Origin of the sequence: Stenotrophomonas sp. MH181796 (assembly GCF_009659995.1) — a bacterium.
Taxonomy (GTDB): Bacteria; Pseudomonadota; Gammaproteobacteria; order Xanthomonadales; family Xanthomonadaceae; genus Stenotrophomonas; species Stenotrophomonas riyadhensis.
Genome location: NZ_RAHU01000003.1, coordinates 355405 through 381277, shown reverse-complemented (window position 1 = coordinate 381277; position 25873 = coordinate 355405). Strand labels below are relative to the sequence as shown.

Here is a 25873-nt window from a genome sequence, read left to right as displayed (position 1 = left end):
CCAACAACGGGGAGCGCAGGATGCAGGGCGAGGCACGCGGCACCTTTGACGTAACGCTGCTGCCGATCGGTGGCAAGGACAGTCCGATCGGGGTGATGTCCATCGACAAGACATTCCATGGTGACCTGCAGGGCAGCAGCGTCGGCCAGATGCTGGCGTTCCGCACGCCGGTGCAGGGTTCGGCGGGCTACGTGGCGATGGAACGGGTGACGGCCACGCTGGCCGGGCGCGAGGGTGCATTCACCCTGCAGCACAACGGCGTGATGACCCGCGGTGTTCCGGAGCTGAGCGTGGTCGTGGTGCCCGATTCCGGCAGCGAAGGGCTGCTCGGCCTGACCGGCACGCTGGAGATCACCATCAGCGACGGTCGCCACGACTACCGGCTGCAGTACACGCTGCCTGACCCGGAGTAGGACTGGCCGGCGTTGCAATCAGCTGTTGCCGGCCTGCAAGCGGTCATACATCCGCACCAGGTCGACCAGGGTACGCGCGCCCATTTTGCGCATCACCTGTGCGCGGCGCACCTTCACGGTGATCTCGCTGACCCCGAGGTCTCCGGCGATCTGCTTGTTGAGGCGGCCGCGCACCACGCCATCGACCACCTCGCGCTCGCCGGCGTTGAGCGTGTTCCAGCGCTGCTGCAGGGCATCGAGTGCCTCGCCGTCGCGACGGCGCTGGCGGTCGATCTCGATGCCCTTGTGGATCGCATCCAGCAGTTCCTGGTCACGGAACGGCTTGGTCAGGAACTCGATGGCACCGTCCTTGATCGCATTGACGCCCATCGCGATGTCGCCGTGGCCGGTGATGAACACCACCGGCAGCTGCAGGCCGTGGCTGCCCATCGTGCGATGGAACTCCAGCCCGCTCTGGCCGGGCATGCGTACGTCCAGCACCAGGCAGGCCGGCGCATCTTCCAGCTCGTGTTCGAGGAACGCCTGGGTGGAGGCGAAGGCCCGCACCTGCAGGCCCATCGAGGCCAGAAGGTCTTCCAGCGCAGCGCGCACCGACGGATCGTCGTCGATCACGTAGACGATGGGTGCCGGGTCGGTGATGGGTGCAGCGGGCTTACGCATGGGGGACTTCCGTGGCGATGGGCAGGTCGAACACAAAACAGGCGCCGCCACCTGCCGGTCGCTCAGCGCGGATCTGGCCGTCGTTGGCCTCGATCATCGAACGGCTCAGGCTCAGACCGAGGCCCAGTCCGTGCGACTTGGTGGTCCAGAACGCATCGAACACACGCTCGGGGTGATCGGCGGGCAGGCCGACACCACGGTCGCGCACACTGAGGCTGACCCGCTGGCCGTCACGCCGGGTCAGCAGCGACAGGCGACGATCAGCAGCCGGCACCGCTTCCATCGCGTCCACCGCATTGAGGATCAGGTTGCCGATCACCTGCTGCACCTGCACGCGGTCGGCCTGCACCAGTGGCAGGTCGGCGTCCAGCAGCAGGGCCACGGCCACGCCGTGCTGGTCCAGTTCACTGCGCGACAGCGCCAGCATTTCCTCCACGGCCTGGTTCAGATCGAAGGCGCGCCGTTCCGGTGCGGCACCCTGGGTCAGGCCACGGATACGGGCGATCACGTCACCGGCGCGATGCGCATCGGCCAGGATGCGGGCCACGGTCTGCCGCGCCTTGTCCACGTTCGGTGGGTCCTGTGCCAGCCAGCGCTGGCAGGCCTCGGCGCTGCTGGCGATGGCCGCCAGCGGCTGGTTCACTTCATGGGCGATGGAGGTGGTCAGCTCGCCCACCGTGGACGCGCGCGCCACCCGCAGCAGGCGGCCCTGCGCTTCCTGCACGGCGGCCTTGGCCGCTTCCATGTTCAGGGCGAGGTAGGCGGTGATGCCGATCACCAGCATGCCGATCACCGAGTTGACCAGGCCGATGCGGTAGGTGCCGAAGCGGGTCAGGAAGAAACTCAGCCCGGTCAACGCGATGCAGGCGATGGCCAGGGTGATCAGCCCGCGCGCGCTCAGTACGCGCGATGCGGCGAGGATGACTGCTGCGTAGAAGCAGGCGGCGGCGACGGCGTAATCGGTGACGGTATCGATCAGGAAGATCGCCGCCATCACGACGATCAGGGCCAGCAGCACCAGCGGGCGACGGGGCGACAGCGATGGCATCGGAACGGCTCCCGGGCGTGGGGGGAAAGGATAGCAAAGCCGCCTCTGGCAGGTGCCGACCGTGCTTGGCGTGCTCCTGTGCTGTCGGCACCCACCAAAGCGATGCCTGGTAGTGCCGGCCGCTGGCCGGCAGCTGCAGGATCGTCCCGGAGTTCATGAGGTTGCCGGCCAGCGGCCGGCACTACCCAAGTCTGTGCCGACCAAGGTCGGCACCTACCAGAGCGGTGCATGCGGGCTGTTGGTAGATGCCGACCAAGGTCGGCAGGCTCTGGCAGGAGTCATGGCATCTGATGGATCTGTGCCGACCAAGGTCGGCACCCGCCAAGGCGGTGCACGGTGTTGCCGGCGTCCATGAGGTTGCCGGCCAGCGGCCGGCACTACTCCTCCAGGCTGGCGTTCCAGAATCCCTGCAGCACGCCGGGGGTGGTCGCCAGCGTGGCCAGCACCGCATCCAGTTCACCGGCATCCACCGTGGTGGCATACAGCACCGCTTCGATCTCCACGTCGCGCTCGCCGAACGGGCGCTGGTCCACCGCGCGTACCGGGTAGTGCGCCTGTTCCAGCAGCAGCAACAGCTGGTCCAGCACCTCGGCCTGCTGCTCGCGCTGGCAGACCACGTTGATCGCATAGGTCGCCTCGCTGAATGCCTCCGGCAACGGCTGCCGCTGGATGCGGTTCACCACTGGGCGCAGCAGGGTATTGGCGGCCAGCACGAACACCGCCGCCATCACTGCCTCCGGCAGCAGCTTGATACCCGCGCAGGCACCGACCGCCGCCGAGCCCCACAGGGTGGCGGCGGTGTTCAGGCCGGACACCTGCGCACCGTCCTTCATGATCGCACCGGCGCCGAGGAAGCCGACGCCGGAGATCACATAGGCCACCACATGCAGCGGTGAGGGCGGGCCGCCATACAGGTCATGGAAGCGCACGGCCAGGTCGACGAACACCGCCGCACCCACTGCCACCAGCGTATTGGTACGCAAGCCGGCGGTGCGTTGGCGCAGCTGCCGTTCCAGGCCGATGGCCGTGCCCAGTACGAACGCCACCGAAAGGCTGATCAGCGAGCTCAGGGTTGCGCCGGCGTTGAACGCCGGCAGGTTCGGATTGATGTCCATTGTGTTTCTCCCTGGACAAGGCGGGCGCTTACTGCCAGCCGTAGCGACGGATGTAGAACTTCTTCAGTGCGGTGGTCAGCACCGCATAGCCGAACAGGATCGCCACCAGGAACGGCCAGTAGCCGGTCGGCAGGGCCTGCAGCTTGAAGTAACCGGCCAGCGGGCTCATCGGCAGGGCCACGCCGATGGCCATGATCAGGCCGGTCATCACCAGCAGCGGCGGTGCGGCGATGCTCTGCAGGAACGGCACCTTCGGTGTACGGATCATGTGCACGATCAGCGTCTGGGTCAGCAGGCCCACCACGAACCAGCCGGACTGGAACAGGCCCTGGTCAGCGGGTGTGCGTGCATCGAACACGTACCACATCAGGGCGAAGCAGGTCAGGTCGAAGATCGAGCTGATCGGCCCGAAGAACACCATGAAGCGGCCGATGTCCGCCGGGTTCCACTTCAGCGGCCTGCGCACCAGCTCCTCGTCCACGTTGTCGAACGGAATGGCGATCTGCGAGATGTCGTACAGCAGGTTCTGCACCAGCAGCTGCAGCGGCAGCATCGGCAGGAACGGCAGGAAGGCCGAGGCCACCAGCACCGAGAACACGTTGCCGAAGTTGGAGCTGGCGGTCATGCGGATGTACTTCAGCATGTTGTTGAAGGTGCGCCGGCCCTGGATGACGCCTTCCTCCAGCACCATCAGGTTCTTTTCCAGCAGGATGATGTCGGCGGCCTCCTTGGCGATGTCCACCGCGCTGTCCACGCTGATGCCGATGTCGGCCGCGCGCAGCGCCGGTGCATCGTTGATGCCGTCGCCGAGGAAGCCGACCACCTTGCCCTGTGCGCGCAGCTCGCGTACCAGACGCTCCTTGTGCAGCGGGGTCAGGCGGGCGAATACGCGGTGATGGTGCAGCGCCCGCGACAGCGCGCCGTCATCCATGCGTTCGATCTGCGGGCCGGTCAGGATGGTGTCGGCGTCCAGCCCCACCTGCGCGCAGACGCGGGCGGTCACCAGCTCGTTGTCGCCGGTGAAGACCTTCACTTCCACGCCATGCGCGGCCAGCGCCTGCAGCGCCTGCGCAGCCGATTCCTTCGGCGGGTCCAGGAAGGCCACGTAGCCGACCAGGGTCAACCCGCACTCGTCGGCCTGCGAGTAGGCGGTCTGGCTGGCGGCAGTCTCCTTCATCGCCACTGCCACCACGCGCAGGCCCTGTTCGTTCAGTTCCTCGGTGGTCTGCCGCACGCGCGCCAGGCGGCGCTCGTCCAGCGGCATGTCCTGGCCGTTCTCGCGTACGGTGCTGCACACCGCCAGCATCTCCTCAACTGCGCCCTTGCAGATCAATTCGTGGTGGTCCTCGCGCTCGGATACGACCACCGACATGCGGCGGCGCTCGAAGTCGAACGGAATCTCATCCACCTTGTGGTAGTCCTGCGACAGCCGCAACGAGCTCTGCAGCTCCACGTGTTCCAGCACCGCGCGGTCCAGCAGGTTGATCAGGCCGGTCTGGAAGTGGCTGTTGAGGTAGGCGAACTTCAGCACGTCCTCCGAATCGTGGCCGAACACATCGGTATGCCGCTCCAGGGCGATCTTGTCCTGGGTGAGGGTCCCGGTCTTGTCGGTGCACAGCACTTCCATCGCGCCGAAGTTCTGGATCGCATCCAGGCGCTTGACGATCACCTTGCGCCGCGACAACAGCACCGCACCCTTGGCCAGGGTGGAGGTAACGATCATCGGCAGCATTTCCGGGGTCAGGCCCACCGCCACCGACAGTGCGAACAGGAACGCTTCGGTCCAGTCGCCCTTGGTCCAGCCGTTGATCAGCAGCACGAACGGCACCATCACCAGTGCGAAGCGGATCAGCAGCCAGCTGACACTGTTGACGCCGGCCTGGAATGCGGTGGGCGCACGGTCGGTAGCGGTGCTGCGCTGGGCCAGGGTGCCGAAGTAGGTGCGGTTGCCGGTGGCCAGCACCACGGCGGTGGCGGTGCCGGACACCACATTGGTGCCCATGAACAACAGGTTGTGCTGCTCCAGCAGGCCGGCCAGGCCATCGCCCGGGTGCGCGAACTTCTCCACCGGCAGCGACTCGCCGGTCATCGCCGCCTGTGCCACGAACAGATCCTTGGCGGTCAGCACGCGGCAGTCGGCCGGAATCATGTCGCCGGCCGACAGCACGATGTGATCACCGGGCACCAGTTCGCGGATCGGCAGGTCCAGCAATCGCGCCGGGCGACGGCTGTGCAGGTGCGCACCGAAGTACTGGTCGGCCACGTCTGCCGCCTCGGTGCCGGGATTGCGGCGCAGCACGCGTGCGGTATTGCCGACCAGTGCCTTCAGCCGCTCGGCGGCACGGTTGGAGCGGCCTTCCTGCACGAAGCGGATCAGCGTGGACAGCAGCACCATGGCGCCGATCACGATCGTGGCCTTGATGTCCTCGGTCAGCCAGGATACCGCCGCCAGTACGGTCAGCAGCAGGTTGAACGGGTTGCGGTAGCACTGCCACAGGTGCCGCCACCACGGCAGCGGCTTTTCGTGATCCACCTCGTTGGGGCCGAGCGTGGCCAGCCGCTCCTCGGCCTCATGCGGGCTGAGGCCATCGGCATGCGATTCCAGCGTGGCCAACAGCTGGGTTTCATCCTGCTGGGCAAGGGTAACCAGGCCGGTGGTGAGCGCGAACGGCGCGGCCTCGGCGCTGCCCGGGCCAAAGCCGGCTTCGGGCATTGCGCGGCGGCGGAACAGGTTGCCTGCGCGACGGCTGCGCAGGAAGGCGTTGAACCAGGCGTTGAGCAGGCTCATGGGAACTCCTTGAATGTCAGAGCCGGCCGCGGCCGGAACACGAACGGAACGGATGCAACGGTTCAGGCGTGGCGCATCGCCAGCACCGCCGGCGACCACGGCTGCATGTGCAGGCGCTGGCTGCCGCCGATGCACAGCGGCTTCATCGCATCGCGAAGGGGGTAGGGCAGATGGCGCAGCACGTTGATGCGTTCGCTGATCGGCAGCAGCGACAGTGCGTCGGCCACCACGCGGGGCGAGCCGAGCGACAGCGAACGGGCGAACATGACCGGGCCGTGCTGCAGCAGCTGGCTGCGCAGGGCAGAAACATCGCGCTCACCGATCAGGCGGCGCAGGGTGATGTAGAGGATCTTGTAGGACATGGGGGCGATCTCCAGGCAGGCGGCACCTGGCGATCCCCCGTCACTCAGGCAGGCAGGGACCGGCGGGCAGGCGCCAGGAACAGGCAACAAGCAGGCATCCGGGGCGCGGTGCGCCCGGCAGGGTCGGGGTCCATCTGCGTCTCCATGAGGGGAGGGGCCGGCCAGGGTTGCCTTGGCCAGTGGCGCTATTGTCCGCCCCTGAATGGGGCAGTCCTAGAGGCTCGTGGGTTAGCCCGGCTATACCTTGGTATAGCCGGGTACGCGTCGCGCCAATCGATGGCGCATTACGGAATCAATGCGCGGTGCTGGTCTGCTTGCACACGTCGTACTCGCCGCGGCTCAGTTTCTTGTCGCGATCGGTATCGCAGGCGTGCAGGCGCTCGGCCCAGTCGGGTGCCACGGCATCCACTTCAGCCAGGGTGACGATGCCGTCCTTGTCCTTGTCCAGCGACTCATAGGACGGAATCAGCTTCACTTCGGTCACGTCCTCGGCGGCAGTGGCCTTGCTGGCCTCCTGCGGTTTGGAGCAGGCCCCCAGCAGCAGGCCGGCGACAACGACGAAGGCAGCGGGAAGGTAGCGGAAACCGGTCATGGCGTGCTCCTGTAGAGGGTTGGGTTCGCCACCGTGGCGCCCATGGCCGGATCATCGGCACCAGTCTGTAAGGGAGGTGCGAAGAATGCAGGTGATCCTGCAGACGGGTGGGGCGCCGTTCACTGCCAGCGTAGGAATCGTTTCAAACCTGTAGGACAAATCCGATCTTTGCAACTTGTTGCATGGCTGGCGTGTAAGGCCGCTGTGAAAATTGTGGCTCGCCTCTCCCAGCGAGTCCGCCATGCCGCGCGTCCTCTGTTCGATCCTGTTGGCTCTGCTCGCAGGCAATGCCCAAGCCAAGACCCCACAGATCAACGTCGGCGTACTGTTCGACTACCTGCAACCCACGCACAGTAACCTGCTCAAGCGCATCCGCAACACCGGTGACGCCACGGCCTATGTGCGTGTGGAAGTCACCCAGATGCACTTCGATGCGGACGGCAAGGCCAGCGAAACGCCGGTGGATACCACCGCGCTGGTCCGCAATACGCCGGATGCCCAAGGCGTCATCGCCAGCCCCAGCCGCCTGATCATTGCGGGCAATGGACAGCAGGCCACGCGCCTGGTCTACCGCGGCGCCCGCGATGAAGAGCGCTACTTCCGGTTGCGCTTCATCCCGGTGGCCCCAACGGCCGAGGAATTCTCGCTCAGCGAAGAGCAGGCCCGTGAGGCAGCAGAGCTCACCTCCGCCATCCGTGTGTTCACCGGGTACGGCACGATCTTCTTCGTAGCGCCTGAAAACCCGCGTTACGACACGCTCATCGAGCACCAGCAGGTGCGCAATCGCGGCAACGCCACCGTGGTGCTGGACAACCTGCGCCAGTGCGAGCGCGACCGTCCCGATACCTGTACGCCGGGAATCATCGCCCATGTGCGTCCCGGCAACAGCTATGCGCTGCAGGCTGCCGAGCACCAGTTCCTGCGTTTCGAGCTTCGCGAAGGCGACAGCCAACGCAGCATCGACTCACGCCGTTAAGCCCACTTCCACCGATGGATCTGTCCCGAACGGGCCTGCCAGGCGCCCGCTGGGACGGCGTTGCCCTTGCCTGGCACCTTGATTTCCACCCTTGACCCTGGAGTGCATCCATGTCCCTGAAGACCACCCTGATGGCAGCGGCCACCGCCCTGCTGATCACCCCGGCCGTTGCCCTGGCCGCGACCGAAACCAAGTCGATCACCGTCAACGTCACCGCTGATGTGCCGAACACCGCTGGCCTGCAGGTGTCCACGCCGGATGGCTGGGAAGGCCTGCCGCAGAACCTGCCGTGGGATACCGCCCGTCAGACCCTGGGCGATCTGACCGGCCGCGTCGTCAACATCAAGTCGCCGGCGGCCATCACCGCTTATCTGTCAGCGCCGGCGCAGATGGCCTCGGCCGCCGACGTGGTCGACCTGGCCGTGAAGCTGGACAACGTGGTGGTGCCGGCCACCTCAGCCGCCAAGATCACGGTGGCCAATGCCGCACAGGCCGCGGCCGGCAAGTCGTTGGCATTTGCCATCTCGCCCACCGTGCCGGCCGATGGCTACAAGCAGGGCAGCTACGGCGGCCAGTTCCACATGATCTTCGAAAGCGACATCTGACGACCATGCAGCTTCGTGCCCTTCCTGCCGCGTCATCGATGCGGGGGGAGGGCACGGGCATCCGCCCATGAAACGATCCGTCCGTCCCGCATCTCCGGCTCTCGCGCGATTGGCTGCTGGCATCGGCGCCGTGGTGTTTGCCGCGTCCAGCCATGCCGCCGGCCTTGCGCTGGGTGAGCTGCCCAGCCTGCTGGAGCAGCGCGAGCGCATGCCCGCGGAGTTCCGTGAGCATCTGTTCGGAAATCCGCTCACCGTGCGGGTGGAACTGGACGGGCGCTATCTGGGTGACGCCGAGGTGCTGCTGCACGAAGACAATCGAGTGCAGCTGATCGGCTTCGGCGAAGCCCATGAAAGCCCGCTTCCACAGACGGAGCGTTCGCGCTGGGCAGAGGTGCTGGCCGAGCCGATGGCGCTCGGTGTGTGCAGTCAGCAGTGTCGCGGATTGGCGGCGCTGCACTACAGCCTGTCCAATTCCCTGCTCAGCCTGCTGACTCCAGCGGGTGCGGACAAGGAAGGGCGCCACGTCGCGCTGCCGGAGCGCGGCAGCCACGGCCTGATCGTCCGCAACAGCGTGGCCGTGCATGGCGGCCAGGGGCAACAGACGTCGGCACGCTACAGTGCCGAGCTGCGTGGCAGTGTTGGCCGCTGGAGCACGGTCGGCAGCTACCAGTACTACGCCCAACCGGGCAGCCGCGAGCACTATCTCAGTGCCCTGTATGCCCAGCGCGAGCTGGGCGACCATTTCGTGCGTGCAGGCTACTTCCTGCCCACCTTCGAAGGCATCATCCGCCAGCCGCGCGCACCCGGCACGCAGAACGATACCGCGCTGGGCTTCATGCTCGGTTCGTCGGACGTACTGCTGGCCGACACGCGCAGCCCCAGTGTGTACCCGGTCTATGTCACTGCCAGCCGCGAAGGCATGGTGGAGATCCTGCGCGACGGCAACCTGCTGTCCACGCAGGCCGTCAAGCCCGGCATCCAGGAGATCGACACCCGGCGCCTGCCCGGCGGCATCTACGACGTGGAACTGCGTGTCATCGAGGACGGCCACGAGGCCTCGCGTGAGACCGCGTCGATCCACAAACCAAGTCGATGGAGCGACCCCAGCCGCCGCTGGCGCTATAGCGTGTTCGCTGGCCAACAGCGTGGCCTGCTCGATAGCGGTCGCGCACTGCTGGAGGGCAGGCTGGCCGCCGGCGCGGTGGTCAACTACCTGGTGCATCCACGTGCGGTGGCCGGTGCCACCGTGCAGCAGATCGGCACGCGCCACGCGGCCGGTCTGTCGATGGACTGGCAGGCCAGTGACCGCTTCAGCACCTACACCAACTTCTATACCTCCAGTGATGCCGGGCGCGGCGTGGATCTGCAGGGGTTGTACCGCTACCGCGCCGGATCGGTAGTGGCCAACCATGCGCGCAGCTGGGCCGAGCAGCGCCAGCGCGTCCTGCCCGGTGACGGCTCGGCGCCGCACTGGGAAACCCGCGGCGGCTGGCAGGACACCACCGCGGTGTCGGTCACCCATCGCTTCAGCCATCGCGACAACGCCAGCCTGCGGGTGGCGCGCAGCTCGGGCTTCACCCAAGGCACCGGCATCGATGTGTCCTATGGGCGCCGGGAGACCCTGTTCGGCACGCACGACGTGAACTGGCGGGTTTCGGCCTACGACCGCCCTGGCAGCCGCTTCACCCATTACCGCCGCCAGCGCGGGGTCGACCTGACCGTCAGCGTATCGCTGGGCAGCGAGCGTCGCAGCTACAGCGGCAGCCTGGGCAGCCGCACTGGCGAAGCCGGCCAGCGCGACACCTATGTCAGCGCGGCAGCCACGCAGCGTGTGGATGGCAAACTAGTGCAGAGCGTGAACGGCATGATCAGTGCACAGCGCGGCGGCGTTGGCGCAGGCGCCGGTGCCTATCTGCAGAGTTCGCTGCTGGAAGGTGATGTGCAGCTGTACCGTGGCGCGGGCTCGGGCCACGTCAGTGGCAGCGCGAATCTGGACAGCACGCTGGTGATCGGCGGTGGCCATGCAGCGGTGCTTGGCCAGGGCCGCAGCGGCAAAGTGGAAACCGGGATCATCGTTGACGTGCGCAGCGACTATCCCGATGTGAGGCTGCGTGCCGACGACAGCCGGGGCGGCGGTGTGGAACTGAAGCCGGGGCGTAACTTCGTGCCGGTGACCGCTTACCGCGCAGGCCACGTGCAGTTTGATTTCCAGGGCCGGCATGCGCCCGCTGCCACGCTGCAGCCGTCCACCGTCACCTACCACCTCAACAAGGGCGGGGTGATGCACGCAACCGTGGATGTGCTGCGCACGTTCACCGTAATGGGTCAGGTGCTGGATGCCGACGGCAACGGCGTGCGCGGTGTGCAGGTGATCAACCACGCCGGACGCAGCGTCAGCCAGGAGGAGGGGTTCTTCACGTTGGAACTGAGTGCACGGGCGCCGGTGGTGGAGCTGCGCTATCCCAACCTGGTGAGCTGTGTGCTGACGATGGAAGAGGGGCGCTACCCCCGCGAGGGGGACGTGCTGATGGTGGGTGGGATTGGTTGTCCTCATCTGGTCGCATCCAGGGCTGGTACGTTGAATACCGATGAGAAGAATCCATGAAGTATCGTGCGTATCTGTTCATTGCAGCCCTCTGGATGATGGCAACGCCCGTATGGGCCCAGACAGTGGAAGCCATGGTTACCGGGCAATTCCGGCCGAATGCTGCGAACCCGGGCAATACATCATTTGAGAACACCACACCTCGCGGTGCGTTCTGCAACTGGAGGCCAACGGAGTGTGACAAGGCAGGAGCCTACATCTTCGATCTTGGCACGGGTGAGTTCTGGCAGAAGAACGGAGACGGCGACAATGAATCCCGTCGTGACACGACCTACGTCAGATTCCCCGCCCCCCGCTCAATCACCCTGCGCGACGAGCGAACCGGGGCGACGGCGCAGGCACGTGTCAGCTTTGTCGCGATGTCGCTGCGGCTGAATTTCGGAAATGGAGCTGACCCCTGGTACCACGGCGTCAGTGGTGGGTGTACCGCAATACGTGGTGCAGGCGGGCTTGGATGGTCGAATGGGGGTTGGGGTGTGCGTGATCCCTCCAATCCCCAGGAATGCTACAGCTCGCAACGCCGCAACGGGCGAAGTTACTCCTATCGCAACGTGGGGATTGGCATTCACGTGGAGCTTCCCGGCGCCATCACTCTGCAGAACGGTCGCTACATTGCGCAGGAGGATTGGACCACCGGTGGGGCGGAGGCCGACATCGACCTTGGGGACAATGTCTCGGGCGTCAAGATGATCCGCTTGAACTTCGTGTTCGACGTGGCCCATGAATTGGAGGTGCGGTTCCCTGGGGAAGCGCCGAAAGCCACGCTGGTGCCGGACGGAGGATGGCGGGCATGGATCGATCATGCCATTCGTCCCACCCGCCTCTCACAGGAGCTTCCGTTCTTCGTCACTTCGTCCATGGATTTCAGTCTCAAGCTCCGCTGTGAGCATGAACTGGACAATCACTGCGGCATCCGCAATCTGCATAACAATGACGTGATTCCGGTCGCGGTGGACGTCACCATTCCCGGTATGCGGAGCCGGATCGATGGCTCGCCAGTACAAGGAATGCATCTTCCGCCGGGTGATCTACGCGCACCTCGCCTTACACCCGATGCATACATGGTCCAGCGACGTTCAACGCTTCGATTCACCGCTGAGAAAGGCGCGGTGGACGAGATGTTGAAGTCGCCCGGTTCACATTGGGAGGGCAACATGACGGTGGTGTTTGATGCCAATCCGTGACAGGCGGGCAGAACGCTGGGATGCCGGCCAGCGGCCGGCACAACCTCGTGCCTTCAGAATCGATCAGCAAACGCGTCCGTGGCCCGCACCAGCGCATCCACCGTCGCCGGCTCGTTCGCGCTGTGGCCGGAGGTCACCATCTCCAGCCTGGCTTCCGGCCAGGCCTTGGCCAGGTCCCAGGCGCTGCGTGGCGGGCAGATGATGTCGTAGCGGCCCTGCACGATCACGCCGGGCAGATGGCGGATGCGGTCGATGTCGCGCAGCAGCTGGTCCGGCTCCAGGAAGATGCCGTTGCGGAAGTAGTGCGCTTCGATGCGTGCCTTGGCCAGCGTGTCCAGCGGGTCGTCCGTAGAAACAGCATCCACGTCGTGCTGCAGGGTGGCGGCGTTGTCTTCCCAGCCCAGCCAGGCCTGCGCGGCGGCGATGCGGGTGGCCTCATCGGTGCTGTCCAGGCGCGCCCAGTAGGCCGCGATCATGTCGCCACGCTCGGCTTCCGGGATGTAGGCCTCATAGCAGTCCCAGCGTTCCGGGAAGATCCAGCGAGCACCTCCATTGGCTTCCGCAAACCAGCGGTTTTCCATCTCGCGGCCGAGGAAAACGCCGCGCACGATCAGGCCGGTGGCGCGTTCGGGATGCGCCTGCGCGTAGGCCAGCGACAGGGTTGAACCCCAGGAACCGCCATAGACCAGCCAGCGTTCGATGCCAAGGCGCTCGCGTACCTTCTCGATGTCGGCAACCAGGTCCTGCGTGGTGTTGTCGCGCAGTTCGCCAAACGGTGTGGAGCGACCGCTGCCACGTTGGTCGATCAGTACGATGCGGTAGCGCGCCGGGTCGAAGAAACGGCGGTGGGTGGGCGAGATGCCGGCGCCGGGGCCGCCATGCAGGTACACCACCGGGATGCCCTCTGGCGTGCCGCACTCTTCGATATGCAGGGTGTGCAGATCGCTCACCGGCAGGGTGAACTCGCGGTAGGGCTCGATGGCGGGGTAGAGGGTACGCATGGGGGTGCTCACAAACAGGGGCGGCCAGCATAGCGCCGCGGCCCGGTGCCTGCAGTGGCACATGCTTTCGCGGTGCTGGAAATGGGCTGGCCGATGCGCATAAGCTTCCGCGATGCAAGCGACCACGACAGGGATGTCCACGCCCGATCCCAGCCTCAGCAGCGGCGCACGCGAGCTGCTGAAGTGGATCGCGCTGCTGACCATGACCGGTGACCACGTGGCAAAAGTGGTCTACGGCGGCTACCTGCCGGTCATAAGCGAACTGGGGCGCATCGCGTTCCCGCTGTTTGCACTGGTAATGGCCTGCAACCTCGCCCAGCCGGGCGCGGACCTGCGCAAGTCGATTCGTCGCCTGGCCGTATGGGGCGTGATCGCGCAACCGCTGCATGCACTGGCCTTCGGTTCCTGGTTACCGCTCAACATCCTGCTCACTTTCGCGCTGGCCGCGGTGGCGGTGCATGCACTGGCCAGCAATCGGCCACTGCTGTTATTGCTGGCGGCGGGCATGGCGCCGATGCTGGTGGACTACCATTGGGCGGGTGTCGGCTTCGTGCTGCTCGGGTGGCTGGCGTTCCGCCATGGTGCGTGGTGGCTGCTGCTGATCGGGCTTGCTGCAGTGTGCTGGGCCAACCACAACGGCTGGGCGTTGCTGGCCGTTCCTGTGTTGCTGTTGGCGGCGCGGGTGCCGTGGCAACTGCCGCGCTGGCGCTGGGCGTTTTATGGATACTACGTGGGGCATCTGGCGGTGCTGGCGTTGATTGCTCATCTGCTTGCGTAATGTCGGAACTGGCATGTGGCATGTCCCTGAATGCCGGATGCGGTCAAGGAATGCGCGATGCCGATGCGGGTGAAGCATGCCGTCATCGGCGTGGTGCAAGTTGTTGAATCTTCGGCTCGATTGTCGATATGCGACAATGCTGCCACTGCGTGAACGTTGCTGTCTTTGCACTTGGGTTGTTGGCGCCTGCCACCCCGTTGTGCTCATGATGGGGTGCCATCGAAAAAGGATGGCCGGGGCCTGGAAACCCCGTTGGTCGCGTGTAGTTTGCGCTCGCCAGCCGGCGTCGCCTTGTGCGGCGTCGGCTGGCATTCCGTTCGAGCTTTATGGCGGGCGGTGCGTGGAGGTGGGTGAAAACCCACCTGCCGGTTAGTGCTTACGCGACCACCGGATTTCCAGCCACGTACCGTCCGCCGCCTTTGTTAAGCGTGGCGGTCCCGTATGCCTTGCACGGAGACCTGTCATGAACGCATCAGATATTCCCCCTCTGCGCGCCCAGTACGCCCCGGCCAATGCCGAAGAGGGCGAGGCGGCAAAGCCTGATCCCAACAACCTGATCAGCCTGCTGCACCAGATTGGCCGCGGCGCAGCGGCCGACGGCCAGCCCTGGCCCGAGCGCCATCAACTACCGGGCCGATGCCTGGCATTGGCCGATACCGATGGCGCGTTGGCGGGCCTGCGCATCGTGAACGAGATCCTGCTGGCCGCCGAGCGCGCCCGGCAGAATGGTGGTCCGGAGCATTACGTGGGCGACCGGGTGATGGAGGGGTTGAAGCTGGCCGCATTGGCGTTGACCAATCAGGCGATTTATTGCCTGCACCCGGAATAGAACTACGCCACGCCCAGCGGCATTCGGGTTCTCTGTAGAGTCGAGCCATGCTCGACTCATCGGGGCAATCGGAGTCGAGCATGGCTCGACTCTACAGGTGAGGCATGTCTGGCGCGGAGGCCGCCCGGCTCAGAAATCCATCGTGGCCGACAACAACACCGTCCTCGGCGCACCCAATGCGAGGCTCGACAGCAGTGGCATGCCCCAATACGCCTTGTTGGTCACGTTGTTCACGCTGGCGCGCAGGGCAAGCGGTCGGCTCGCCACCGTGGTGCTGTAACGCGCACCCACATCAAACAACGTACGCCCCGGCACCGACAGTCGATTGTCGGCACTGATGTACTGCTTCGACATCGCGGTGGCATTGCCGGTCAGGGTCAAACCCTCCAGCGCAGGCACATCCCATTCAACGCCCAGCTTTGCCTGCCGCTGCGCAACCGCTGTGGCGATGCGGCCTTCATTCACGCCACCGGCCGTGCGGGTCAGCTTCGGCTGCACGTAGGCCACGCCACCCAGCAGGCGCACGCCATCCAGCGGTGAGCCGAAGAAGCCCCATTCCACGCCACGGTTACGCTGCTCGCCCCCGAACGAGAAGATATTCGTGACCGGGTCGGTGTAGCTGCTCGGGCGCTTGATCTCGTACACGCTGAAGGTGTGCGCGAAGCTGCCCAGGTCCAGTTTCAGGCCCAGCTCCTTCTGCTTGGTGCGGAACGGTGCAAACACATCGCCGGCATTGGCAGCAGTCATCGGCGCGGTAGCGCCCTGGCTGAGGCCTTCGATGTAATTGGTGTAGACCGAAAGTGTATCGGTGGCCTTCACCAGCAATGCCGCGGCTGGGGTGATGGCGCTCTCGTCATAGCGTGAGGTGCGCGCGCCGCTGGCCACGTTGAAGGTCTCGCTGACCACCTGCTGGCGACGCGCGCCCAGCGTCAGCTGCACGCGGTCATCGGCGAAGGACAGGGTGTCGGCGAAGCCGAGGCTGTCCAGCCGCAGTTCGGTGTGCGAGATATGCGGCGCGATGAACGGCGCAGCCGGACCCCACACCGGGTTGTAAAGGTTGGTGGTCCAGTCCCAGCCCGGCACACTGCGGCGGCCGTAGTCGTTCTGGGTGTGCTGGTAGTGGGTCACGTTGGCGGCCCACTGGTGGCTCACGCTGCCGGTATGGAAGCTGCCGCGCAGGCCGGCATCACCGGACTGCTTCTTGATGTCGAACGCCAGCTGGCCCATCACCGTGGTGAAGTCACCGGCCGGGTTGAGGATCTGCGCGCTGATCGAACCGTTGTAGCGGTAGTCGGTCTTGCTGGTGCCATAGGCCAGGTAGGCCATCAGGTGTTCGTTGATGTCCAGCTCGCCGCGCAGCATTGCGCCCTTGTCCTGGCTGTCCACATAGGCCCAGTCCGGGTTGATCAACGTGTCGCCACGCGGCGGCCGCGGGATGGCCACGCCCGGTGCCAGGCCAACACCACGGGCGGGGCCATCGACGCGGTCGTCGGCGCTGTACAGATCGGCGGACAGGCGGGCGCGCTCGCCGCGCCAATCCAGCGCCAGCGAGCCCAGCTGCACCTTCTTGCTCTGCTTGCCGACTGCGCCGTCGCCGTCACGGTAGGCGCCGTTGAAGCGAATGCCGAACTGTTTGTCGGCGCCCAGCCGGCGGCCCACATCCACATGGGTGCCAAACTGCGCATCGGAGGCGAAGTTGGCGCTGACCCGCAGCAGCGGTTGCTCGCTCGCACGCTTGGGTACCAGGTTGACGCTGCCACCGACCGAGCCGCCCGGTGGCATGCCGTTGAGCAGGGCGGACGGGCCCTTCAGCACTTCGATGCGCTCGAACATCTCCGGCGAGGTGCGGTAGTAGGGCGCCATGCCGCTGAGGCCGTTGAAGGTGGTATCGCTGGTGCTGGAGGCGAAGCCGCGGATGGCGTAGTTCTCGCTCCAGGAACCGGTCACGCCGTTGCTGAACACCGTGGGGTCGGTGGCGGCGATGACGTCGGTGAGGTCCTTGGCCTGGCGGTCGCGGATGAAGGCTTCGGTGTAGCTGACCGTACTGAATGGCGTGTCCATGAAGTCCTTGTCGCCGAGCAGGCCGACCCGGCCACCGGAGGCTACCTGTCCGCCGGCATAGTCACCGGTCACCCGGCGCTGTTCCTGCACCTGCACCGAGGGCAGCGTGGACGGCGCGGAGTCGGCCAGCGCGGCAAACGAGGCCAGCAGCCCCAGTGCCAGGGCCGACACCCGGTAGCGCCGGGCCATCGGCGGATGCATCTGCACGCGGGTCGCGGAGGCCGCTGTGGGCTGCAGCGGAGAGGAAAGGTGGTACACGGTCATGCCAGGTTCCTGTGAATCGCAGGTGCGAACGCGCCTGGCGCGCTGCCGACGGCAAGCACGGAGGAGGGCGCAGCGCAGGGTTGTCGGCTGGGTGGGGACCTGGCGGGAAGTGAGCCATGGGCTCGATCGCGGACGGCGGCGGGGTTGCGAACCACACGCATTCCGAATTAGTTGAGTAAATTAAACTAAAGCATATGAAGCGGACAAGAGGGTCCCTTTGCTGGCACCCTCGCTACGGTATGAACATGCACCCTGAGATCCCGGCGTCGGCCCGTGGCCGTCCGCCCACCATCACCCCCGATCGCCTGGCCGACATCGGCATCAAGCTGGGCCTGCCGAACCTGACCATGGCCAACGTGGCCGCCGAACTGGCAGTGACCCAGGCCGCGCTCTACAAGCGCGTGGCCAACCTGGAGGCCTTGAAGCGGCTGGTGGCCGATACGGTGTTCCAGCGCTGGCAGATTCCGCGCGCCTCGGCCGATGTGCCGGGTGGGCTGCAGGCTTACCTGCTGGGGTTTGTGGATTCGCTGTGCGAGGTGGTGAAAGCGCACCCCGGGCTGCCGCCGTACCTGCTGCGCCGTTCGGTGGCGACCGCGCCGATGCTGGACAAGATCGCCTCGCACCAGGCGCATGTGGCCGAGGTGTTCGGCCTGCCGATGGACAAGGCGCGCTGGCTGCTGGCCACGATCGCGTTCTACTGCATTGCCGGTGCGGATACGGTCTACGGGATTGCCGACGACGAAGAGGGCCAGGTGATCACCGAGTTCAAGCAGGGCATGCGTGCGCTGGTGATCGGTTCGCTGGAGGTGTTGAACGAGGATGGCAACTTGTAGAGTCGAGCCATGCTCGACTGCTCTTTCGGATGAATGCAGTCGAGCATGGCTCGACTCTACAATGCGGCCATGCCTGCCACGCCCACCCTCGATGATCTGCGCCGCCATGCGGTGGCGCGTACGCTGTTCAAACCGACTACGCTGCTGACCGCGATCCGGCGCCTGGGCTTCGTGCAGGCCGACCCGATCCGCGCACCGGCTCGCGCACAGGACCTGACCCTGCGCCACCGGGTGAAGGACTACCGCGCCGGTGATCTGGAGCGGCGCTATACGCGCCTGCCGGTGGAAGAAGATTGCCTGGTGAACTACGGCTTCCTGCCGCGCGAGCATCTGGCGCTGATGCACCCGCGTGTGTCCAAGCGCGCATGGGATGCCGAAACGCAGCGCCGCGCGGCGGACGTGCTGGCCTTCGTGCGGGAGCGCGGCAGCGTGCATCCGCGCGAGGTCGACCAGGCGTTCGCGCATGGCCGGGTGACCAACTACTGGGGCGGCACCAGCAATGCCAGCACGCACCTGCTGGACGGCATGCACTACCGCGGCCTGCTGCGCGTGCAGCGGCGCGACAGCGGCACCCGCATCTACGCGGTGGCCGAGCACGCGGAAGCCGATGCCAGCGAGCAGGCGCAGATCGAACGTGCCGCGGCCCTGATCGATCTGGTGGTGCGTAAGTACGCGCCACTGCCATCGGCCAGCCTGACCTACTTGGTGCGCCTGCTGGGCTACGGCGCACCGCATCTGGCCGATCAGACCCGGCAGGCATTGAAGCTGGCCAAGCAGCAGCTGGCCAGCTGTACGCTGGACGGCACCACCTGGTACTGGCCGGCGGATGAGAATCCGCGCTCGCGCCGGCATGCGCCGGACGATCAGGTGCGCCTGCTGGCGCCGTTCGACCCGGTGGTGTGGGACCGCCGCCGCTTCGAATTGCTGTGGGGCTGGGTCTACAAGTTCGAGGCCTACACGCCTGCGCCGAAGCGCCAATACGGCTACTACGCGTTGCCGGTGCTGTGGCACGACCAGGTGGTGGGCTGGGCCAATCTCAGCGTGCGCGACGGTGAACTGACGTCCAGCGTGGGCTACGCCGGCAAGTCACTGGCCCGCGACAAGGTGTTTCGTGGCGCGCTTGAAGACGAACTGCAGCGCATGGCCGCTTTTCTGTAGAGCCGAGCCATGCTCGGCTGTTTTTCGCGCGGGCCAATCGCCAACCTTGGTTGGCGCTGGCTTCCACCGGTGCCCACCAAGGTGGGCATCTACCAGAGCTGAAGCCGCCGATGGCTTGCCGCCATGTTGATCAACCCGCACGGGCATTCACGCTCCAGTCAATGCGTTCGTACGCCTGCACCGTGCTAGCGTCCATGGATTGGAGGTCACGATGACGATCAAGGCATTCTGGGACGATCCCTATCGGCTGCGCCATGAGGCGCGGGTCAGTGCTGTCTCGGGTGATGAGATCTGGCTGGATGAAACCATTTTCTTCGCGTTCTCCGGTGGCCAGGAGAGCGACGCTGGGTCCATTGGGGGCCATCCGGTGCTGGAGGCCCGCAAGGACGGCCTGGATATTGCCTATCGATTGCCCGAAGGGCACGACCTGGCTGCAGGCGATGCGGTTGCGGTCGAGATTGATGGCCTGCGCCGCTATGGCCTGATGCGCCACCATTTCGCGGCAGAGATGATCCTGCAGCTGGTGTATGCGTTGGAGCCGGGCATCGACAAGGTCGGCGCGCATATCGGCCCGGCCAAGGCCCGCATCGATTTCGCACGGAATGGCAGCATTTCGGCGTTGTTTGACGCGTTGCAGGCCCGGTCCGCAGCCCTGGTTGCGGCCGACCTGCCCATCATCACCGCATTTTCCGATGAGGCCAACCACCGTCGCTACTGGCAGGTGGAGGGGTTCGCGCAGATGGGTTGTGGCGGTACCCATCCACGCCGTACCGGGGAGATCGGCACGCTCTCGCTGAAGCGGAAGAACCAGGGCAAGGGTGTGGAGCGCATCGAGATCACCCTCGACGCCCGGCCGTTCCCGGCATAGCGCGATACGTTGCCCGGGTAGCCGCCAACCTTGGTGGGCATCTACCGAAGCAACGCTCCTAAGGCCCGGGTAGCCGCCAACCTTGGTTGGCGCCGTGGTGTATGGGTGCCCACCAAGGTGGGCATCTATCGATTCCACCGCCCATGCGCCACCATTGCCAACACCACCAGGCCCGCGGCAACACTGGTGTGACCGGACAGCGCGGCCAGACCAGAACCCACGCCCAACCCGCGCATGGCAAACACGGTACTGAACACCAGCAGTGCCCAGCCAATCGCGCGCAGCTGCTGGGTTGCCTGCGCGCTCAGCACACGATGCAACACGTCCCGCTGATGGCGTTCCATCGCCAGTGCCAGGCAGGCGAACGCGGCCAGCGACAACACGAACAGAATGACGTGGATCATGCGCTGGCCTCCGGTGCCGCAGTGCGTGACGGGGCAGACGGCCGTGCGCGCTTCACCTTCGGCGCATGCCGCCAGGTGCGCCAGGCCAGCAGCGTGTGCAGGGCGGCCAATGCCAGCAGGGTCAGGTCGGTGCCGGCAAACGCCCAATCGCCCGCGGCCAGCGTGCGCCACAGCGGATGCAGCGTGGTCATTGCAGTCAGCACCGGCAGCAGCGCCAGCAGCAACGCCGCCAGCAGGAACTGTTCGATCCATGCACGCTTCGGTGTGCGCAGCGTGGCGTGCACGAACATGGCCGCCCAGGCCAGGAAGAACACATGCACCTCCCACGCCGCGCGCCCGTCCATGGCAGTGGGCAGCAGGCGGTTCGCCCACAGGTAGGCCGCCATCGCCACCGACAGGCCGGCGACGGTGGCGATGTTGAGCCGCTCGACCAGGCGGAAGCCGAAGTAAGGGCGCTGCGGATCAGGCAGCTGCGCGCGGCGCTTGACCGTCCACAGCACCAGCCCGGTGCCGACCATGGCCGTGCCGGCCAGGCTGACGATGAAGTACAGCCAGCGCAGGGCGGCATCGGCGAAGCGGCCCAGGTGCAGGCCATACAGCACGCCCTGGGTATCGGCGGCAACGCCCGAGTGTTCCTTGATCTGCAGCAGCTGCCCACCGCTGCCGTCGAACAGCAGATAGTTCGGGGTGGTCGAAACGCGGCTGGACTGCGCACGCACCACGGCCACGCGTGCGTTTTCGTCGCCCGGGTTCTGCACCTGCACGCTGCCCACCGCGCCGGCTCCCCAACGCTGCTCGGCCTGCTGCACCAGTGCACCGACGTTGGTGAGCGGAGCAGGGTGGCCGGCGGCCTTCTGCGGTGGCAGGAACAGGCGCATCTCGCTGACCACCTCGGCCTGCTGGCGCTTGTCCGGCAGTTTGGCCAGGCCCCACGGCATGTACAGCACCGCCAGCATCACCAGGCCGCTCCAGGTGATCATGAAATGGAAAGGCAGGCCGAGCACCGATACCGCCGCGTGACCGTCCAGCCACGAGCGCTGGCCCTTGCCCCAGCGGAAGGTGAAGAAGTCGGCGAAGATCTTCTTGTGGGTGATCACGCCGCTGACGATGGCCACCAGCATGAACATCGCACACAGGCCGACGATCCAGCGGCCCCACATCGCCGGCATGTAGTGCAGGTTGAAGTGGAAGGCGTAGAAGAAGTCGCCGCCGCCGGTGTCGCGTGCCTGCAGCGGTGCACCGGTGCTGGCGTCGAACAGGCCCGAGTCGAAGCCATGCCGGCCACGCCCGCCCGGGCTGGCCCACATCGCCGACACCCACGGCATGCGCGTGCTCGGCAGGCTCAGGTTGATCTGGCTGGCCGCCGGTGTGTCGGCCATGATCGCCGTGACGGTACGCTGCGCGACCGTAGCGGCGTCCGGCAACACGGACGGTGTGGCGATTTCCGGGCGGGTGTAGCGCGAGAGCTCGTCGCGGAAGTAGCTGGCGGTGCCGGTGAGGAACATCGCGTACAGGATCCAGCCGGCCAGCAGCCCCACCCAGATATGCAGGTCGGACATGGTCTGGCGGATGCCGCGTGGCTTGGGGGTGCGATCGACCGTGCTCATGCAGCGCCTCCGTTGCCGACCGTCTGTGCGATCAACCACAAGGGCAACGCGACGAGGAGCAGGCCCAGCCACGCGCGCCACGCCGAGCGCACCGCGAACACCCAGACCACGGCACCGGCGTACAGCAGGAAGCTGGCCAGCATGCCGGTGAACACGGCCTGGCGGCCATCGGTGGGCAGCGCCAGTGCGGCGATGCTGCACAGTGCGGCCAGCACATAGCCGCCGAACAACGCGGCGATGATGCGTGAGACCAGGGGCAGCCAGGCCAGCACGGGGGTGGTACGGGAAACGGTCAAAGCACTTCTCCAGGACACCACGCGCAATGGCGTGGTGCCCTTGAAACGAGGATCAGAAATCGACGGTGGCCGACAGCAGGGCGGTGCTTGGCGTGCCCAGCCCCGAGCCGAGGCTGCCCGCCCAGTACGCCTTGTTGGTCAGGTTCTGCACGGTGGCGCGCAGTACCAGCGGATGGCCGGCCGCTTGCGTCGCATAGCGGGCGCCGAGATCGAACACAGTGCGACCCGCCACCCACTGGCTGTTGTCAGCACTGACGTAGCCCTTGGACAGGCTGACCGCGTTGCCGGTGAGGGTGAGGCCGGCAATGGTCGGCACGTCCCATTCCACGCCCAGCTTGCCCTGCCATTGCGGTGTGGCCGTCGCCAGCCGGCCTTCGTTGATGCCGCCCTGGGTGCGGGTCAGCTTCGCTTGCAGCCAGCCGATGCCGCCGAGCACGCGCAGCTGTTCGGTGGCCTGGCCGAACACGGTCCATTCCACGCCCCGGTTGCGCTGCTGGCCGCCGAACGAGAACACGTTGGTCGCCGGGTCGGTGTAGGAGCTGGGCTTTTCGATCTCGTACACGCTCAATGCGCTGGCCAAGCGGCCGAAGTCGAATTTGGCACCGACCTCGCGCTGGCGGGTCTTGAACGGCGGGAACACGTCGCCTGCGTTGGCGGCGGTGGCCGGGGCGGTGCTGCCCTGGCTCAGGCCTTCGATGTAGTTGGCATACAGTGACAGGCGGTCGCTGGCCTTGAACAGGAGTGCACCGGCCGGGGTGTTGGCGCTGGCGTCGTAGCGTGCGGTGCGCTTGCCGGTGCTGCCGTCGAAGGTATCGCTGAGCACGGTCTGGTGACGGATGCCCAGGGTCAGCTGCACACGGTCATCGATGAAGGACAGCGTATCGGCGATGCCGAAGCTGGTGGTGCGCACTTCCGCGGTCTTCGGCAGCGACGCATCGCTGAAGCTGCGGTCGATGGCCGGGCCCCACTGCGGGTTGTAGATAGTGGTCACCCAATCGCGGGCCAGCAGGTTGCGCTTGAAGCCGAACTTCTGGTCGTGCTGGTACCAGGCCGCACTGATCGCCAGCGCATGATCGACCGCGCCGGTGCGGAAACGCGCCGACAATCCGGCTTCGGCGGTGTCCTTGCTGTAGATGAAGCGCTGGTGGGCGAAGTTGTTGCGGAAGTCGCCGGCCGCGTTGGTGATCAGCGTGGTGGCACTGGCGATGGAGTCGAAGTCGGTGTGGCCGTGGCCGTAGCTGGCATGCGCCTGCAGGTGGTCATTGATGTCGAACGACCAGCGCAGCGCGGCGGCCGAGTCCTTGACGGTGCTGAAGGTCCAGTCCGGTGCGAACAGGGTGCTGGCTTTCGGCGGGCGGGGCACGACCAGGCCGGGCGCCAGCGAGACGCCACGGTTGAGGCCATCCACATGGTCGCGGCTGCTGAACAGGTCCAGCGACACCTGCGAGCGCTCACCACGCCAGTCCAGGCCGAGCGATGCGAGCTGCGTCTTGTGCTGCTGGTGGTTGGTGGCGGTGTCGCCGTCGCGGTGCACGGCATTGAGGCGCACGCCGAACTGCTTGTCCGCGCCGAAGCGGCGGCCGACATCCAGGTGGCCGCCCCACTGCGCGTCGCTGCCGTAGCTGGCGGTGAAGCGGGTCAGCGGCGTGTCGCCTGCACGCTTGGGTACCACGTTCACCGCACCGCCCACCGAGCCACCGGGCGGCATGCCGTTGAGCAGCGCGGACGGGCCCTTCAGCACTTCGATGCTCTCGGCCAGTTCCGGGGTGACGCGGTAGTAGGGGATCAGCCCGTACAGGCCACCAAAGCCGATATCCGACGAGGCGACACCGAAACCGCGGATGTTGAAGTAGTCGGTGATGCCACCGCTGGAGCCACTGCTGTAGACGCTGGGGTCGGTCAGTGCGATGACCCGCACCAGGTCCGGCGCCTGGATGTTGTCGATGAAGTCGGCGGTGTAGCGGGTGGTGTTGAACGGCGTGTCCATGAAGTCGAGCTCGCCGAGCAGGCCGACGCCGCTGCCGCGCGTGACCTGGCCACCCGCATAGGCATCGGTGGGTGCGGTCTTGTCGGCGCGCACGTTCACGGTGGGCAACTGGCGGGCGCCATCGGGTGCATCGTTGGCGTGCGCGGCGATGGCGATCAGCAGGGTGGGCAGCAACGCTGCTCGGGCGGCCAGGGACAGCGCCGAGCGGCGTGGGAGGGGCAGGGTTCGCAGGGGGAGGGACATGGCGGTTCTCGTGTGGTGGGTCGTGCGGTCGGCCAGCACGGCGCCGTCTGTGACCTGCAGGGGCAGGACGACGCGGGCTGTGGAATGGCTGGCAGAGGGCACGGCGCTGCCGCTGTGGCAGTGCTGCACGCGAGGTGCGTGGGCGATCTGTGGCTGGGTGGAACGAAGCGCAGGGCGCGGATGCTGCGGGGTGGATCAGATATCGTCGGCGAGGTCGTCGAGGTCCTGCAGGCCACCGCCGCGTGCCAGCACGCGCTCGTAGTTGCGGCGGCGACGCTGGTCGGTCTCGGTGGTGGTCTCGCCACGTTTCCAGTAACCGGCCGCGGCAACGTCGCTGGGTGGCAGGCCGACCATTTCGATGAAGTGGCGGCGCAGGGCACGCATTTCCTCGCGCTCGCCGGCCGCCCAGACCGTGCTGCCGCGCTCCGGCCGCAGTTGGCGCGCCTGCTGCAGCAATGGCGCGTCACCGGTGGCGATGCGGTGCACGCGGACGCCTTCGATGGCGGGCAGTTCGTCTACCGGGAAAGCATCATCCGAGGCGATCCAGGCCTGCGCGTGCAGTCCGGTGGGCCACTGCTGCAGCAGCGCAAACAGAGCAGGAATGGCGCTTGGGTCGGCGAACAGCAGGGCGCAGGTGCCTTCGCGCTGCGGCACCTGCAGATGCGGGCGCGGCCCGCTCAGATCGAAGGCATCACCGGGACGCAGCGCACGTACCCAGGCCAGCATCGGCCCCGGCGCCTCGTGCAGCACAACGTCCAGGGTGAACTGGCGGGTGGCGGTATCCACGCTGCGCACGGTGTAGATCCGTGACACATCGCCGAACGTGGCGCCAAGCTGGATGCGCACGGCGGTGTTGGCACGCTGCCAGGGTGCGAGTTCTGCATGCTCCGGCAGCTGGACCACGACGCGCAGCAGGCTGGCGCACGGCTGTGCAACCGCGACCACCTGGACCTGCAGCGCCTGCAGGCCGCGATCATGGTCGGCGCCGCGCAGCGGCCCGGCCGGGGTGATTGAAGTGGGGGGCGCGGACATCGACAACGATCCTGGACACTGCAAATGCGAATTAGTTACATCATAGTAAACTAAATTGATCGTGCCGCAACCGGGGCCTGTCCACGGACCGCAGCGACGCGTTGACCACGGCGTCGCTGCGGACCACCATGACAGCCCTTGCCCGCGCACCGCGCAGGAACCGT

23 protein-coding genes are annotated in these 25873 nt (G+C 66.4%); 10 read left to right on the top strand and 13 right to left on the bottom strand.

Going from position 1 to position 25873, the window contains the following annotated elements; translation table 11 throughout:
• Positions 1 to 20: 20 nt before the first annotated feature.
• Positions 21 to 413: a DUF3224 domain-containing protein gene (locus D5301_RS09145; RefSeq protein WP_153855440.1), complete on the top strand. Its 393-nt coding sequence runs from the start codon at positions 21 to 23 to the stop codon at positions 411 to 413.
• Between the two features lie 18 nt (positions 414 to 431).
• Here D5301_RS09145 and D5301_RS09140 read toward each other — a convergent pair whose 3' ends face one another.
• The 6 genes from D5301_RS09140 to D5301_RS09115 form a co-directional block, all read right to left on the bottom strand.
• Positions 432 to 1073 carry a response regulator transcription factor gene (locus tag D5301_RS09140; protein ID WP_153855439.1) on the bottom strand — a complete coding sequence of 214 codons (642 nt, stop codon included), beginning with the start codon at positions 1071 to 1073 and terminating at the stop codon, positions 432 to 434.
• Positions 1066 to 2121: an ATP-binding protein gene (locus tag D5301_RS09135; RefSeq protein ID WP_153855438.1), complete on the bottom strand. Its 1056-nt coding sequence runs from the start codon at positions 2119 to 2121 to the stop codon at positions 1066 to 1068. The genes D5301_RS09140 and D5301_RS09135 overlap by 8 nt, the downstream gene beginning before the upstream one ends.
• Positions 2122 to 2498: 377 nt before the next feature.
• Complete coding sequence (locus D5301_RS09130) at positions 2499 to 3236, bottom strand: MgtC/SapB family protein (RefSeq protein ID WP_014037331.1); 738 nt, start codon at positions 3234 to 3236, stop codon at positions 2499 to 2501.
• A gap of 28 nt (positions 3237 to 3264) precedes the next feature.
• A complete protein-coding gene (gene mgtA, locus D5301_RS09125; RefSeq protein ID WP_153855437.1) occupies positions 3265 to 6024 on the bottom strand; it encodes a magnesium-translocating P-type ATPase in 2760 nt (919 codons plus the stop codon).
• Positions 6025 to 6086: 62 nt separating this feature from the next.
• Entirely contained in the window at positions 6087 to 6386 is a 300-nt protein-coding gene (locus D5301_RS09120) for a hypothetical protein (RefSeq protein ID WP_088026117.1), read from the bottom strand.
• Between the two features lie 292 nt (positions 6387 to 6678).
• Positions 6679 to 6978: a hypothetical protein gene (locus tag D5301_RS09115; RefSeq protein ID WP_153855436.1), complete on the bottom strand. Its 300-nt coding sequence runs from the start codon at positions 6976 to 6978 to the stop codon at positions 6679 to 6681.
• Positions 6979 to 7219: 241 nt separating this feature from the next.
• Here D5301_RS09115 and D5301_RS09110 point away from each other — a divergent pair, with 241 nt between their 5' ends.
• The 4 genes from D5301_RS09110 to D5301_RS09095 all read left to right on the top strand — a co-directional run bounded on the left by D5301_RS09110 (position 7220) and on the right by D5301_RS09095 (position 12348).
• A complete protein-coding gene (locus D5301_RS09110; protein ID WP_153855435.1) occupies positions 7220 to 7954 on the top strand; it encodes a CS1 fimbrial subunit B flags: Precursor in 735 nt (244 codons plus the stop codon).
• Between the two features lie 110 nt (positions 7955 to 8064).
• Complete coding sequence (locus tag D5301_RS09105) at positions 8065 to 8559, top strand: CS1 type fimbrial major subunit (protein WP_153855434.1); 495 nt, start codon at positions 8065 to 8067, stop codon at positions 8557 to 8559.
• 67 nt (positions 8560 to 8626) lie between these two features.
• Complete coding sequence (locus tag D5301_RS09100) at positions 8627 to 11164, top strand: TcfC E-set like domain-containing protein (RefSeq protein WP_153855433.1); 2538 nt, start codon at positions 8627 to 8629, stop codon at positions 11162 to 11164.
• Positions 11161 to 12348 (top strand): hypothetical protein, encoded by a 1188-nt coding sequence (locus tag D5301_RS09095; protein ID WP_153855432.1) that lies wholly within the window; start codon positions 11161 to 11163, stop codon positions 12346 to 12348. Before D5301_RS09100 ends, D5301_RS09095 begins: the two co-directional genes overlap by 4 nt.
• A 53-nt stretch (positions 12349 to 12401) precedes the next feature.
• Here the strand turns inward: D5301_RS09095 and pip are convergent, their stop codons facing one another.
• Positions 12402 to 13349, bottom strand: coding sequence for a prolyl aminopeptidase (gene pip, locus D5301_RS09090; RefSeq protein ID WP_153855431.1), 948 nt, complete (start codon positions 13347 to 13349; stop codon positions 12402 to 12404).
• 112 nt (positions 13350 to 13461) lie between these two features.
• On the opposite strand from pip, the gene D5301_RS09085 reads away from it, so the two are divergent.
• Both D5301_RS09085 and D5301_RS09080 read left to right on the top strand, forming a co-directional pair.
• Positions 13462 to 14127 (top strand): TraX family protein, encoded by a 666-nt coding sequence (locus D5301_RS09085; protein ID WP_153855430.1) that lies wholly within the window; start codon positions 13462 to 13464, stop codon positions 14125 to 14127.
• 463 nt (positions 14128 to 14590) lie between these two features.
• Positions 14591 to 14956, top strand: a complete 366-nt coding sequence (locus D5301_RS09080) for a hypothetical protein (RefSeq protein WP_153855429.1) — start codon at positions 14591 to 14593, stop codon at positions 14954 to 14956.
• A gap of 129 nt (positions 14957 to 15085) precedes the next feature.
• Here D5301_RS09080 and D5301_RS09075 read toward each other — a convergent pair whose 3' ends face one another.
• Positions 15086 to 17281, bottom strand: coding sequence for a TonB-dependent siderophore receptor (locus D5301_RS09075; protein WP_153855428.1), 2196 nt, complete (start codon positions 17279 to 17281; stop codon positions 15086 to 15088).
• A gap of 239 nt (positions 17282 to 17520) precedes the next feature.
• Between D5301_RS09075 and D5301_RS09070 the strand changes: the two genes are divergently transcribed.
• The 3 genes from D5301_RS09070 (at position 17521) to D5301_RS09060 (ending at position 20140) form a co-directional block, all read left to right on the top strand.
• Entirely contained in the window at positions 17521 to 18114 is a 594-nt protein-coding gene (locus D5301_RS09070; RefSeq protein ID WP_153855427.1) for a TetR/AcrR family transcriptional regulator, read from the top strand.
• 45 nt (positions 18115 to 18159) lie between these two features.
• Positions 18160 to 19272 carry a crosslink repair DNA glycosylase YcaQ family protein gene (locus D5301_RS09065; RefSeq protein ID WP_228756366.1) on the top strand — a complete coding sequence of 371 codons (1113 nt, stop codon included), beginning with the start codon at positions 18160 to 18162 and terminating at the stop codon, positions 19270 to 19272.
• 211 nt (positions 19273 to 19483) lie between these two features.
• Positions 19484 to 20140, top strand: coding sequence for an alanyl-tRNA editing protein (locus D5301_RS09060; protein ID WP_153855426.1), 657 nt, complete (start codon positions 19484 to 19486; stop codon positions 20138 to 20140).
• Positions 20141 to 20265: 125 nt separating this feature from the next.
• Here the strand turns inward: D5301_RS09060 and D5301_RS09055 are convergent, their stop codons facing one another.
• The 5 genes from D5301_RS09055 to D5301_RS09035 form a co-directional block, all read right to left on the bottom strand.
• The gene (locus D5301_RS09055) at positions 20266 to 20544 is read right to left on the bottom strand and encodes a DUF3325 domain-containing protein (RefSeq protein WP_153855425.1); all 279 of its coding nucleotides are present in this window, start codon (positions 20542 to 20544) and stop codon (positions 20266 to 20268) included.
• Positions 20541 to 22151 (bottom strand): PepSY-associated TM helix domain-containing protein, encoded by a 1611-nt coding sequence (locus D5301_RS09050; RefSeq protein WP_153855424.1) that lies wholly within the window; start codon positions 22149 to 22151, stop codon positions 20541 to 20543. The genes D5301_RS09055 and D5301_RS09050 overlap by 4 nt, the downstream gene beginning before the upstream one ends.
• Positions 22148 to 22447: a DUF3649 domain-containing protein gene (locus D5301_RS09045; RefSeq protein WP_153855423.1), complete on the bottom strand. Its 300-nt coding sequence runs from the start codon at positions 22445 to 22447 to the stop codon at positions 22148 to 22150. Before D5301_RS09045 ends, D5301_RS09050 begins: the two co-directional genes overlap by 4 nt.
• 52 nt (positions 22448 to 22499) lie before the next feature.
• The gene (locus D5301_RS09040) at positions 22500 to 24677 is read right to left on the bottom strand and encodes a TonB-dependent siderophore receptor (protein WP_153855422.1); all 2178 of its coding nucleotides are present in this window, start codon (positions 24675 to 24677) and stop codon (positions 22500 to 22502) included.
• A 195-nt stretch (positions 24678 to 24872) separates the two neighbouring features.
• Positions 24873 to 25709 (bottom strand): SIP domain-containing protein, encoded by an 837-nt coding sequence (locus D5301_RS09035; RefSeq protein WP_153855421.1) that lies wholly within the window; start codon positions 25707 to 25709, stop codon positions 24873 to 24875.
• Positions 25710 to 25873 lie beyond the last annotated feature (164 nt).